At 68.1% G+C, this 12438-nt stretch carries 15 protein-coding genes; 3 read left to right on the top strand and 12 right to left on the bottom strand.

Features of this window, described 5'->3' with window-relative positions; translation table 11 throughout:
• Positions 1-5: 5 nt before the first annotated feature.
• The 12 genes from AC6LJW_RS18265 to AC6LJW_RS18210 form a co-directional block, all read right to left on the bottom strand.
• Positions 6-821 (bottom strand): anti-sigma factor family protein, encoded by an 816-nt coding sequence (locus AC6LJW_RS18265; protein WP_498087923.1) that lies wholly within the window; start codon positions 819-821, stop codon positions 6-8.
• Entirely contained in the window at positions 818-1348 is a 531-nt protein-coding gene (locus tag AC6LJW_RS18260; protein ID WP_056571818.1) for an RNA polymerase sigma factor, read from the bottom strand. The genes AC6LJW_RS18265 and AC6LJW_RS18260 overlap by 4 nt, the downstream gene beginning before the upstream one ends.
• A 24-nt stretch (positions 1349-1372) precedes the next feature.
• Positions 1373-1741, bottom strand: a complete 369-nt coding sequence (locus tag AC6LJW_RS18255) for a COG4315 family predicted lipoprotein (protein ID WP_056571815.1) — start codon at positions 1739-1741, stop codon at positions 1373-1375.
• 101 nt (positions 1742-1842) lie between these two features.
• Positions 1843-2307 carry a GNAT family N-acetyltransferase gene (locus AC6LJW_RS18250; RefSeq protein WP_056571812.1) on the bottom strand — a complete coding sequence of 155 codons (465 nt, stop codon included), beginning with the start codon at positions 2305-2307 and terminating at the stop codon, positions 1843-1845.
• A gap of 95 nt (positions 2308-2402) precedes the next feature.
• On the bottom strand, positions 2403-3779 hold the full coding sequence (locus AC6LJW_RS18245; RefSeq protein WP_056571810.1) for a DUF1501 domain-containing protein: 1377 nt from the start codon (positions 3777-3779) through the stop codon (positions 2403-2405).
• Positions 3776-5326: a DUF1800 domain-containing protein gene (locus tag AC6LJW_RS18240; RefSeq protein ID WP_498087922.1), complete on the bottom strand. Its 1551-nt coding sequence runs from the start codon at positions 5324-5326 to the stop codon at positions 3776-3778. The genes AC6LJW_RS18245 and AC6LJW_RS18240 overlap by 4 nt, the downstream gene beginning before the upstream one ends.
• Positions 5327-5456: 130 nt before the next feature.
• Positions 5457-6161 (bottom strand): SDR family oxidoreductase, encoded by a 705-nt coding sequence (locus tag AC6LJW_RS18235; RefSeq protein ID WP_056571804.1) that lies wholly within the window; start codon positions 6159-6161, stop codon positions 5457-5459.
• Positions 6162-6244: 83 nt separating this feature from the next.
• A complete protein-coding gene (locus AC6LJW_RS18230; RefSeq protein WP_056571801.1) occupies positions 6245-7561 on the bottom strand; it encodes a PQQ-dependent sugar dehydrogenase in 1317 nt (438 codons plus the stop codon).
• 9 nt (positions 7562-7570) lie between these two features.
• Positions 7571-7999 (bottom strand): universal stress protein, encoded by a 429-nt coding sequence (locus AC6LJW_RS18225; RefSeq protein WP_056571798.1) that lies wholly within the window; start codon positions 7997-7999, stop codon positions 7571-7573.
• Positions 8000-8008: 9 nt separating this feature from the next.
• A complete protein-coding gene (locus tag AC6LJW_RS18220; protein WP_498087921.1) occupies positions 8009-8434 on the bottom strand; it encodes a universal stress protein in 426 nt (141 codons plus the stop codon).
• A gap of 88 nt (positions 8435-8522) precedes the next feature.
• Positions 8523-9341: a glutamate racemase gene (gene murI, locus AC6LJW_RS18215; protein WP_498087920.1), complete on the bottom strand. Its 819-nt coding sequence runs from the start codon at positions 9339-9341 to the stop codon at positions 8523-8525.
• 86 nt (positions 9342-9427) lie between these two features.
• Positions 9428-10348 carry a LysR family transcriptional regulator gene (locus AC6LJW_RS18210; RefSeq protein ID WP_427987645.1) on the bottom strand — a complete coding sequence of 307 codons (921 nt, stop codon included), beginning with the start codon at positions 10346-10348 and terminating at the stop codon, positions 9428-9430.
• A 136-nt stretch (positions 10349-10484) separates the two neighbouring features.
• Here AC6LJW_RS18210 and AC6LJW_RS18205 point away from each other — a divergent pair, with 136 nt between their 5' ends.
• The 3 genes from AC6LJW_RS18205 to AC6LJW_RS18195 all read left to right on the top strand — a co-directional run bounded on the left by AC6LJW_RS18205 (position 10485) and on the right by AC6LJW_RS18195 (position 12406).
• Positions 10485-11063 carry a chromate transporter gene (locus AC6LJW_RS18205; RefSeq protein ID WP_082579082.1) on the top strand — a complete coding sequence of 193 codons (579 nt, stop codon included), beginning with the start codon at positions 10485-10487 and terminating at the stop codon, positions 11061-11063.
• Positions 11060-11584, top strand: a complete 525-nt coding sequence (locus AC6LJW_RS18200; protein ID WP_498087919.1) for a chromate transporter — start codon at positions 11060-11062, stop codon at positions 11582-11584. The genes AC6LJW_RS18205 and AC6LJW_RS18200 overlap by 4 nt, the downstream gene beginning before the upstream one ends.
• Before the next feature lie 69 nt (positions 11585-11653).
• On the top strand, positions 11654-12406 hold the full coding sequence (locus tag AC6LJW_RS18195) for a DUF1345 domain-containing protein (protein ID WP_427987649.1): 753 nt from the start codon (positions 11654-11656) through the stop codon (positions 12404-12406).
• Positions 12407-12438: the final 32 nt, after the last annotated feature.

Below are 12438 nucleotides of genomic sequence, written 5' to 3'. Positions count from 1 at the left end.
TGTCCTCAGCCCTGAAGCTGCCGATAGACTTCCTGCGACACGCGCTGCAGCTCATCACGGCTGACGGCGCCCGACAGCGCGTAGCCGAACTCGCCCTCGACCCAATAGAAGACCCGCACCGGCCCTTCCTGCGTGAACTGGAAGGCGGTCTGGCCGCCGGCCGCTTCCCGCGTCACGTACAGCGTCAGGCGCTGGCCGTCGGCCGCGCCGTACATGAATTGCGCGACGGGGCCCGCGCCGCCGGGCAAGAGGCGTCCGCCGATCAGCTCGTAACCCGTCTTCGATAGCGACGGCGCGCGCATCGGCGCGCCCATGCGCTTGGTCAGCCAGGTCACCAGCGCCTTTTCGTTGTCGCCGCCGACTTCCACGGGCCGGCCCATGTCGGGCGCAAAGACGGCATGGGCGATGGCGGCGCGCTGGGCATAGCCGCCCGCCGCGCGCTCGGGGCTGGCGGTGGCCAGCGCAGCTTGCAGATGGCGCGCGTCGACGGCGCCGCGCGCGAACCAGGCCAAGCTGGCGCTGACCGCGGCAATCGCCACGCTGGCCGCCATCGCGCGCCACGGCCACGTCCGCGCCGGGGCGCGCAGCGGCAGGCGCAGCGGCAACGGTTCGTCCAGCACGGGATCCAGCAAGGCATGCAGCGCGCGCCGTTGCGCCTGCCAGTCGTCGACCTGGGTCTGGTCCTGCGGATGCGCGGCCAGAAAGGCGGCCACCTCGGCATGACGCGCGGCGGACAGCTGGCCGTCCGCGTAGCCGTGCAGATCGGCTTCGGTGATCGGCGTGCCTGCGGCGGGAACCGGATGGAGGCGTTTGTCGGTCATGGCATTTCACGCGGGGTGGGAACGGGCCGCAGGCGCGGGGCGGTATCGCGGCCCCGCATCAGCGCGCCGAGCTTCTCGCGGGCGCGCGACAGGCGCGACATGACGGTGCCGATGGGCACCGACAGGATGCGGGCGGCCTCCTGGTAGGAAAGGTCTTCGACGGCGATCAGCAAGAGGACCTCGCGCTGATCGGCCGGCAGGGCTTGCAGGCAGCGGTCCAGGTCGCGCACTTCAAGCTGATCGGTCTGGGTGGCGCGCACCGGCGCGTCGGGCAGGTCGCCCGGCGCCGTCTGGTCGGTGCGCCGGCTGGCGGCGCGCACGCCGTCGATGAAATGGTTGTGCATGATGCCGAACATCCAGGCACGCAGTTCGCCGCGCCGCTGCCAGCGAGAGTAGCGGCTCCATGCGCGCTCCAGCGTGTCCTGCACCAGATCGTCGGCCCGGTCGGGGTCGCCCGTCAGCCCGCGCGCGTAACGCCGCAAGCTGGGGATGCAGGCCAGGATCTGGGCTTCGTCTTCGGCGCGCATGGTCTGATCGGGCAGGTGTCCGGATCAGGGTTTGACGACGTGCCAGATTTCCTTGAAGTTGTCGCCGGTCTTGTCGCCCGGCTTGGTGTCCTTGGCGAACAGGTACAGCGGCTTGTTCTTGTAGGCCCATTGCTTGCTGCCGTCGGGGCGGGTGATGACCGTCAGGTCGCCCATCGGCTTGGCGTCGCCGGCGGCCATGGCGGGCGGCCAAGCCTTCGCGCACGCGTCGACGCAGACGCTCTTGCCCGCGGAGTCCTTGTCGAAGGTGTACAGCGTCATGCCGGCGTTATCGACCAGGATGCCGTTCTGGGTCTTGACGGCCTGGGCGTGGGCGCCGGCCGAGAACAGGGCGGCGCAGGCGAGAGCCAGGGCCGCGGCGGTGTGTTTGCGCATGTTGTGCCTCGTAGAAGGGAAGGATTGGGGGACTGCCCTCTACGGACGCCGGCCGGGGCCGCTTTATTCCAGCGGTCCGGAAAAAAGCTGCCGCGAAGGGTTCAAGCGCCCGGCCGGACCGCGCCGGGGTCGTACCGCATTTCATGCTCCAGCTCGGTCTCCTTCACAGATGTGAAGCCCAGCGCCTCGTAAAGCCGCCGGGCGGGATTGCCTTTCAGGACACTCAGGGTGACGGGCGCACCTTCCTTGTCCGCCCGGTCCAGCACCTTGGCCAGCAGCCTGCGGCCCAGCCCCTGGCCCTGGAAATCGGGATCGATCTGAATCTGCACGATGCGCCAGCCGGCCGGGTCGCGGTAATGCTTGAACAAGCCGGCGGGACGGCCGGCCAGCCAGACGATCTGGGCATCGTCGAAGTGGTAATGGATGCGCGCCAGGTGATGGTCATCGTCATGCGGCGCGCCTGCGCGCTGCAGGTGCGCAGTCATCGTGCGCTTGCGCAGGGACAGCAGGAACGGCACGTCTTCTTCGGTGGCGGGTTGCAACGCCAGATCGGGGGTGAGGCTCATGTTGCGGTGCGATGGGAAGGAGGAAACGCGAGCGCCGCCGGATGGCGGGTGGGTTGCCTGACGTTATAGATCGGTTGCGGGGTGGGCGCTAGTGCCTAACCCTTCAACATCCCCAACGGCTCCGGCCCGAAATGCCGCAAATTCGGGAACACCGTCCGCAGATCGTCCCGGCTGGCGCCGAACCACGCGCCCAGGTCCGCGCCCAATTGATCCACCGACGTGGTGGGCAGCAGCCGGCCGTTGTCCACGAAGCCGGGCCCGTTCAGCGCGATTTCCGGGTGGGCCCCGTAGCAGCGGCCGCCGTTGACCGCGCCGCCCAGCACGAAGTGGTGCGAGCCCCAGCCGTGATCCGAGCCGTTGCCGTTGGAACCCAGCGTGCGGCCGAACTCGGAGGCCGTGAAGGTGGTGACCTGATCCGCCACGCCCAGTTCCGACAGGGCCTTCTGGAACGCGGCCAGCGCCTGGCCCATTTCCTTGAGCAACGCCGGATGCGCGTCGTTCAGCCCCGTGTGGTTGTCATAGCCGTTCTGCGAGACGAAAAACACCTGACGCCGCGCGCCCAGCGTGTCGCGAGCGGCGATGATGCGCGCCACGATCCGAAGCTGCTGTGCGAGCGGCGACGAAAAGTCTCCCGGTACGGCGACGCCCTCCAGCGCGGCCCGCAGGCGCGTGTCGGCGGAGATGGACTGCGCGGCGATGCGCGACATCTCGCGTTCCATCAGGTGTTCGCGCGGCTCGGTGATCAGTTCGCGCAGCAGCGCGGTGCAGGCGCTGGATCCGTAAATGTCGCGATGCAGCAGGTCGATTTGCGTCGAGCCGTTGATGCCCACCCGATAGCCCGCCACCTTGCGCCCGGCCAGCAGCACCGTGCTGCCGCCCGCCGTGATGCCGGTAAACGTGCGCTGCGCGTTGGCGCCCGCGAAAAGATCCGTCAGGCGGCCGGCCCAGCCCGAGGACGCGCCCTCCGGCGCCAGCGCCTGCCAGACCGATTGCTGATCGTTGTGCGAGAACAGCTTGGGCGGCAGGGGCACACGCGCGCCGATGTATTCGGCCTTGGTCGTGGGCACGATCAGCGGTCCCACGTTGAGCAGGGCCGCCATGTCGCCGCGTTCGTACAGCGGCGCCAGCGGCGCGAGCGCGGGAGCCAGGGCGAACTGCATGCCGCCCTGTGTGTCGGCCTTGCCGCGCAGCAGCGTGGCGCGTAGCGGGTCGCGGGGCAGGGCGATGTCGCTGCGGGCCGTGGAGTACGCGCGGTACGACGACGGATCGTACGGAACCAGCGTGTTGTAGGGATCGTTGCCGCCGTACAGGAAGACGCACACCAGCGCCTTGTAGGAGGGCGGGGCGGATTGCGCGGCGGCGGCGCCGATGGCGGCCAGGTTCAGCGCCAGCGGCGCGGCAGCGCGGGTCGCGCCCAGCGCAAAGGCGCGCAGCAGAAAGGCTCGGCGGTCGAGGTCGCGGCGGTCTGTCATTTCTGCACCAGATACTCAGGGGTCGCCGCCACCAGCATGATGGCGGCGCGAACCCGGTCGCGCGGCCGGTCCGGCGGCAGCGTGGCCACCGCTTTGGCAATGGACACCGCCGTGCGCGCGCTGAAAGCATCGCCCGCCAGCAGCAGCACGACGCGCGCCACCAGGGCCTCAGGGTCCTTGGCCAGCGCGATCTCGGGCGTATAGCTGGTCTGCAGATCCTCCCAGCCGCGGTCCGCGTAGATTGCCAGGAAATTCAGGTAGCCCGCGATGCTGGTCTCGTCCGTGATCTGCAGTTCCGGCGCGACCAGATGGCGGCGGGCCAGTTCCGTGACCGGCGGCACGTAGCGCGGCCGGAAGAAGTTGAACACCGTGGCCGACCGCATGGGGCTCTGCGCCAACCGGATCGTGTTGTCCGTCGTGTCCGGCATGGCCCATTCGCCATTGGTGGAAGTGGCACCGAACGCGCGGGCCCAGCCCGAGAAGCGCAGGATGGGCTCGCGCACCTTGCCCCAATGCGGCGAAGAAAGGTCCGGCTGTCGCGCCTCGGGATCCAGCAGAATGGCCCGCACCACGGCCCTCAGATTGCCGCGCTGGCCCGTGCCGTCGTCGTTGAACACGGCCGACACGCGGCCCACGTACGCGGGGCTGGGATTGCTGGTGACCATGCGCTGGATCAGCTGCATGCCAATGAAAGGGCCGACGTTGGGATGGGCGCTGATGACCTCCATGGCGCGCTTGAGAGACAGGTGGCCGTCCGTACCAGGTGGGATGACCGCGCCCAGGAAGCGCTTTTCCGCCATCGAGTGCAGCGCGTTGTTCAGCGCCATGGGACGGCGGTGGAACTCCACGTTCGTCTCGGGGCCGTTGATGTCCCAGCCCGTGAAGACCTTGGCCAGCCCCTGCACGTCGGCGTTGGTATAGGTTTCCACGGGGGCGCCGTTGACCATTTTCACCGTGCCGTCCTGTTCCAGCACCAGCAGCCCGATGCTGAACAGCTGCATCACCTCGCGCGCATAGTTTTCGTCGGGGTGGCGGCCGGTCTTGGGATCTTCCTTGCGGTTGCCGCGATAGGTCAGCATGCAGCCCATCGACAGGTTCTGCGTCACGGCGGTCAGCAGGTCCTGGTAGTTGCCCAGCGCATGCTCGGCCAAGAGGTCCATGAAGCCCGCCGCGCCAAAAAGCGGCCACGACGCGGTGATGGACGACACGCCAACGACGAAGATTTCGGACAGCGAAAACGCGACCCGCGTGCGCACCTGGTCGGGCGCGCTGATGAACTTGCGCCACAACGTGGATTCCAGCGGCGCGTTGATGCCGTTTCCCTTGAAAGCCTCGGTGTACCGGTTCTTTTGCAGCAGCCAGTCGAAGTGCGTCTGCGACGGCGGCATCGCCAGCTGCGCGTCGAGCCACGCCGCGTAGCCGATGCGCACGACGGCGTCGATGTCGGCCGGCGTCGGGCCGAACGTCGCCTGCGCCAGAAAGCGCGAAGCCTGGCCGGGGGTAGGGGATGCGGACTGCTGCGCAGCCGCTGACGGCGTAGCGGTCATGCGCCGGGCACCTCGTCGAATGCAAAAACCTACGGTACTAAAAGCCCGCCGGGGGCTTCAATACCGTCATTCGGACGAGGGACTAGGCCAAACGCATGAGATCAGGGGGATATGACGCGTCGCGTGCGCGTCACACGGAGCGCGTGATGCCGCCGTCGATGCGGATGTTCTGGCCGGTGATGTAGGACGACGCGCTCGACGCCAGGAACGCGATCAGGTCGGCCACCTCTTGCGCCGTGCCGTAGCGGCCCATCGGAATTCGCACGCGGCGGTCTTCCTTTTCGGGCAGGCTGTCGATGAAACCGGGCAGCACGTTGTTCATGCGCACGTTGTGCTGCGCGTATTCGTCGGTGAACACCTTGGTGAAGGCGGCCAGGCCTGCGCGGAACACGCCCGACGTCGGAAACAGCGCTTCCGGCTCGAAGGTGGCGTAGGTGGAAATGTTGACGATGGCGCCGGACTGCTGCTGCTTCATCACCGGCGCGACCAGGCGAGTGATACGCACCACGTTCAGCAGGTAGAACTCCATGCCCAGGTGCCAGTCGTCGTCGCTGATCTCCAGCAGCGGGCCCTTCGGACCATGGCCGGCGCTGTTGACCACCGCATCGACGCGGCCCCACTTCTGCAGGGTGGCTTCAACCAGCCGGGACAGGTCTTCGGTCGAGCGGTTGGACCCGGTGACGCCCAGGCCGCCCAGCTCCTGCGCCAGCGCCGCGCCCTTGCCGGACGAGGACAGGATGGCCACACGGTAGCCGTCCGCCGCCAGCTTGCGCGCCGCCGCCGCACCCATGCCGCTGCCGGCCGCCGTGAGGATCGCCACTTTTTCCGTACTCATGCTCGCTCCAGTCTGGAATTCGGGAGCGGCCATTGTAGGGGCGGGCAGCGCCCGGTCCAAGACGATGGAGGGGGCGCCAGCGCCTACGGTTTGGGCGCCACGCGCCAGATCACGTTACCCACGTCGTCCGCCACCAGCAGGCTGCCCTGCGCGTCGATGGCCACGCCGACCGGGCGGCCCTGCGCCTGGCCCGCGTCGTTGAGAAATCCGGTCAGCACGTCCAGCGCCGGTCCCGCGGGCTGGTTCTGGTCGAACGGCACGAAGATCACCTTGTAGCCGCTGCGCGGATCGCGGTTCCATGAGCCGTGCTGGCCGACGAACATGCCGTGGACAAAGGGCGCCGGCAGCTTGGACCCGCCCGACCACGCCAGGCCCAGCGAGGCGGTGTGCGGACCCAGCGCATAGTCGGGCACGATCGCCCGCGCCACCAGATCGGGCCGTGGCGGCGTCACGCGCGTATCGACGTGCTGGCCGAAATAGCTGTACGGCCAGCCATAGAAGCCGCCGTCGCGCACCGACGTCATGTAGTCCGGCACGAGGTCGCTGCCTAGTTCGTCGCGTTCGTTGACCGCCGTCCACAGCGTCTTGCCGTCCGGCCCCCACGCCATGCCGACCGGGTTGCGCAGCCCCGTGGCAAAGAGGCGCTTTTGCCCGCTGGCCACGTCCAGCTCCCAGATGGCGGCGCGGCCTTCCTCGATGTCCATGCCGTTCTCGCCCACGTTGCTGTTCGATCCGACGGACACGTACAGCCGCGACCCGTCCGGGCTGGCGATGAGGTTCTTGGTCCAGTGATGGTTCAAGCCCGCCGGCAGGTCGGTGACTTTCTCGGGGGGGACGGTGATGTGCGTCTGCCCCGGCGTAAAGGGAAAGCGCACGACCGCATCGGCGTTCGCAATGTAAAGGTGATTGCCGACGAGGGCCATGCCGAACGGCGAATTCAGTCCTTCCAGCAGGATGGTTCGCGTTTCGGCGATGCCGTCGTGGTCGGCATCGCGCAAGAGTGTGATGCGGTTTGCGCTGACGGTCTTGGCGCCGGCTCGCTTCATCACCAGCCCCGCGGCCCATTCTTTGATGCCGCCCGGCGCGTCCTCGGGCTTGGGCGGCGCATTGGTTTCGGCAACCAGCACATCGCCGTTGGGCAGCACGTACAGCCAGCGCGGGTGGTCCAGTCCGCTGGCGTAGGCGGTCACGGCCAGGCCGGCGGCGGGAGCCGGCTGCGCGCCGGCTTGCCAGCCCACGGCCTTGGCCGTGTTCACCGTGGGAATGAGCGTGGTGTTGGGCGGCGGCAGTTGGGGATCAGGCCCCATGCCCGCTTCGACAGGCAGCTTGGCGACCTCGCCGCAGGCGCTGAGCAGCGTCAACGTCAGGGCGGCCGCCGGCACGATACGCAGGGCATGCATGATGCGCGCCTACTTCACCAGCGTGACCGGCACATGCGCCAATTGCACGACCTGATTGGCCACCGACCCGATCAGGATGTTGGTCAGCTTGCCGTTGCCGCGCGTGCCCATGACGATGCGCGCGCAGCCGTGATCCTGCGCATAACCCGCGATTTCCGCGGGAGCGTTGCCGAATACCACATGACTGACGTAGTCCACGCCAGCCGAGTCCAGCTGCCGGCGCGCCTCCTCGGACGCTTCGCGGCCTTCGCGGGCATAGAAGTCATTGATCATGTCCTGCGTGATCAGGCGCGACACCCCGGCGCGCCCGCGCGGCGGCGTCTGGATGTTGATGAGGTGGATGCGCGCGGACTGCGCGCCCTGCGCCAGGCGGCGGGCGTACACGACGGCGCGGTCGGCGTTTTCGGAGCCGTCGACGGGAACAAGGATATTCAGCATGGCGGCTCCTTACTTGACCAGCGTGACCGGCAGTTCGGTCAGGGACAGCACGCCCGTGGCAACCGACCCCATGAAAAGCGCCGACACGGAACCCAGGCCCCGCGTTCCCATGAAGATTTCATTTGCGCCGGTTTCTTCGGCCAGGCGCGCGATCGTCTCGGCTGCTGCGCCGGCCTGGATGTGGGTCTCGAACGGCACGCCGGCCTGCGTCAGCAGTGCGCGGGCGGCCTCAACCGCGGCCTCGCCTTCCTCCTGGTGATAGGCGTCGATCTCTTCCTGCGACAGGCCGCTGCCGAACGCGCCGGCCTTCAAGGGAATCTGGACTGTCAGCAGGTCCACGCGTTCGACGGGATCGTAGCGGCGGGCGTCGAGCAGCGCTTTGACCGCGTTCAGGGCGGGTTCCGAACCGTCGACGGGAATCAGGATGCGTTTCATGGGCGTCTCCTTGCTGGCCGTAGGGGGGGCGTGCGTTCCACTGTATCCCACATTCGCCCCGCCGGCGCCGCCCCGGCGACGCGTCAGATCAAGCGGGCGATGTTCCCCGCCACGCGTCGGGCACCGTGTCCGCCGTCATGGACGTGCCCAGTAGCTGGCTTGCCAGCTGCGCCAGCGCGGAGGCTTCGCCGGTGGTCTGCAAGTGCAGGCCGCCAGGACCGTGCTCAACCAGCATGCCGCGTTCCTGCAGTTGGTGGCGCAGCCAGCGCGCAACCGGCGCGCCTGTTTCCAATAGCGGCACGCCCGGGCCGGCCGCGTCCTGGATGGCGTCGCGCAGAAAGGGAAAGTGCGTGCAGCCCAGCACCAGCACGTCCGCGCCGGCCTCGCGCAACTCGGCCACCGGCGCGCGCACGGCGTCGGCGGCTTCGGGGCCGGACACCACGCCTTGTTCCACCAACCGCACCCACTCCGGGCAGGGCCGCAGCAGGATGCGGACCTCGGGCGCCTCGCGCCGCACGAGCGCGGCGAACTTGGGGCTGGCCAGCGTCCCGGTCGTGGCAAAGACGCCCACCACGCCCGAATGCGTCAGGTGCGCGGCCGGTTTGATGGCGGGTTCGACGCCGATGATGATGAGTTCGGGATGGCGCTTGCGCAGCAGCGCGATCGCGGCGGCGGTGGCGGTGTTGCAGGCCACCACCATGGCGCGGGCGCCTTGCGACACGAAATAGTCGGCGATGGCGCAGGCGCGGCGCTCGACGAACGCCTGGGTCTTTTCCCCGTAGGGCACATGCGCGGAGTCGGCCACGTAGAGCAGGGGCTCATGGGGCAGCGCGTCGCGGATCGCGCGCAAGACGCTCAGGCCGCCGACGCCCGAGTCGTATACGCCGATGGGAGATTCGGAAAGCATGGAAAGGCGCTGGTCTATGCAGGATGCGGTGGCGGCAAGTGTAGCGCCGGGGCTTACCGGCGTTCTGCTGGCGGGGTTTGGCGGCGCTACGTCGCAAGCGATGCGTCCCGCTGCCGCCGCGCCTCGTCGATCAGCTTGCGCGCGGCGCCCGACAGCGGCGCGTCGCGCCAGATCAGGTTCAGCGGCGCGCGCAGCGCCGCCGGATGCGTCACGCTGACGTACACCACGCCTTCGATGTTCACGCGGCGCAGCGACGCCGGCACCAGCGACACGCCCAGCCCCGCGGCAACAAAACTCAGCGTGGACAACATGCGCGGCGCTTCCTGCGTGACGCGCGGGCTGAAGCCTTCGGCGCTGCAGGCGGTAATGATCGCGTCGTACAGGCCCGGACCGCTGTGACGCCGGTACAGGATCAGCGATTCGTCCGCCAGTTCCGACAGCGCGATGCGCTTGCGCGTGCGGCCCTTGACGGCGGGGTGGTCTGCCGGAAAGGCCGCCAGCATGGCTTCCTCGAGCACGGTTTCCATCTGCACGCCCGGGTCCGCGTGCGCGCCGCGGATGAAGGCGACATCAATGCGCCCTTCGGCCACCGCCTCGCGCAATTCACCGGTGCTGCTTTCTTCCAGCACCAGATGCACATGGGGCGCGCTTTCGCGGAAGCGCCGGATGACCGACGGCACGAACGGATGAAACGCCGCCGACCCCGTGAATCCCACCGTCAAGCGGCCCGCCTCGCCCTGCGATACCCGCCGCACGCCATCCACGGCCTGGTCCACCATCGCGATGATGTTGCGCGCGTCATCCAGCAGCGCGCGGCCGCTTTCCGTCAGCTCCATGCCGCGCGGCAGGCGGTGGAACAGGGTCACCCCCAGCTCGGCCTCCAGCACCCGGATCTGCTGGCTAAGTGGGGGCTGGCGGATCCCCAGCCGGGCGGCGGCCTTGGTCAGGTGGGATTCCTCGGCGACCGCCAGGAAATAACGCAGGAGCCGCAGATCTACGCTTGCCATATGTGTTCGATATGAGTTTTGAACTTGTCATATATTAGACATTAACTAGGGCGAGGAGTAGGCTGCAAGCTCGTTACTCACCTATGGCGCGGTTACCGCGCCAGCCCCCATTGCCGGCGTTGCGCCGGCCGCAAAAATGATGAATGCAGCACTTCCCCTCGATGAGGCCGGCGTACGGCCTCCCCCCACGTGCGGCCAGTTGTTCTACGGTTTCCTCGTGCTGGGCCTGACCGCCTTCGGCGGCGCCTTGCCCCTGGCCCGGCGCATGGTCGTCGAAAAACACCGCTGGCTGACCGGCGCCGAATTCACCGAACTGCTGGGCCTGTGCCAGTTCCTGCCGGGCGGCAACATCATCAACCTGTCCGTCGCCCTGGGCATGAAATTCCGCGGCCCGCGCGGCGCCTTTGCCGCGCTGATGGGCCTGATCCTGGCGCCGTCCATCATCGTCATCATGCTGGGCATGGTCTATGACCGCTTCCAGGACGATCCCGACATCCAGCACCTGTTCGCCGGCCTGGCCGCTGCCGCGGCCGGATTGCTGATCTCGATGGCGGTGAAGATTGGCCTGCCGGTCATCAAGCGCCGCGACTGGCTGGCAGGCGTGGTCGCCACCGCCTGTTTCATTGCGATCGCCGTGCTGCGCATTCCGCTGCTGCCGACCATGGCGGTCCTGACGCCGCTCAGCATCCTGATGGTGTGGAGGCAACGCCGATGATCCATACCCTCGTTGCGCTCGTCCTGATCTTTACCGAGCTGTCCGTGCTGGCCTTCGGCGGCGGCAACACCATCCTGCCGGAGATGCAGCGTCAGGTCGTGCAAGTGCATGGCTGGATGACGGCCGCCGACTTTTCCGCGCTCTTCGCGCTGGGTCAGGCCGCACCGGGTCCCAACCTGATGGTCGTCACGCTGGTCGGCTGGCACGTCGCGGGCCTGCCGGGCGTGCTTGCCACGACCATCGCCAAGTTCGGCCCGTCGTCCATCATCACGGTCATTGCGCTGGGCCTGTGGGAAAAGTTCAAGGACCGCCCGTGGCGCGGCGTCATCCAGGCGGGCCTCTTCCCGATGACGGTTGGATTGGTCGCTGCCAGCGCCTCGCTTATTACCGAAGCCTCCGTGCACACGTGGCTGCTCGGCGCCATTACGGCCATCGTGGCGATCCTGGGCAGCGTCACCCGGATCCATCCACTGTGGCTGCTGTTTGCCGGGGCGCTGGCCGGTTTGCTCGGCATCAGTTAGCGTAGGGGCCTGCGCAAGCCCGGCGCGTGCAATGTGCCCGGGGGGGCGCGCTGCGGACAGGAGCCCGCCATGCAGCCGCTTAAAGAGGAAAAAGCTTCAGATAAAAGCGCCCGGGGCAGCGATGCCCCGGATGACCGTGCCGGGCAAGAGACGCCCGGCGATGCCGGCGCGGCGTCGAACGCCGAGCCGCTGCCGTTCTTCGATGCTCATCGCCGTCTGATGTTATGCGCCGGCATGCTGCTCGTCGTCGCGGGCGCGCTATACGCCGCCGGTCTCCCGCCCAGCCTCGCCATCCTGCTTGGCTTTGACGCCGGGGCGCTGGTCTTCCTGATCCTTACCGTGCGCGTGTTCGGCCGCACCAACGCCGCTTCCATGCGCCTGCACGCCCGCCAGCACGACGTCGGCCGCACCGGCGTCCTGTGGAGCAGCGTCGCGCTGTCCTGCATGGTGCTCGTCGCGCTGTGGGTCGAACTGCACGCGCGGAGCAGCGTCGGCGCGCTGGTGGACACGCTGGCCGCCGCCGCGACCATCGTGCTGTCGTGGCTCTACATGAACATGATCTTCGCGCTGCACTACGCCCACGGGTACTACGGCCATAAAAACGCCATGCACAAGGGCCTGGATTTTCCCGGCACGGACGACCCCGACTATTGGGACTTCGCGTATTTCTCGCTGGTGCTGGGCATGACGTTCCAGGTGTCGGACGTGCAGATCGTCAACCGGCGGCTGCGGCGGATGGCGATGACGCATGGCGTCATCGCGTTCTTCTTCAATGTCTTCATCATCGCGATCAGCGTGAATGTGGCGGCGGGGCGGGCGTAGGGGGAAATCCCGGCGGCGCGCCTTGCGCGGCC

Source organism: Achromobacter sp. 1012554356 (assembly GCF_059760815.1).
This window is presented reverse-complemented; position numbering and strand designations above follow the sequence as displayed.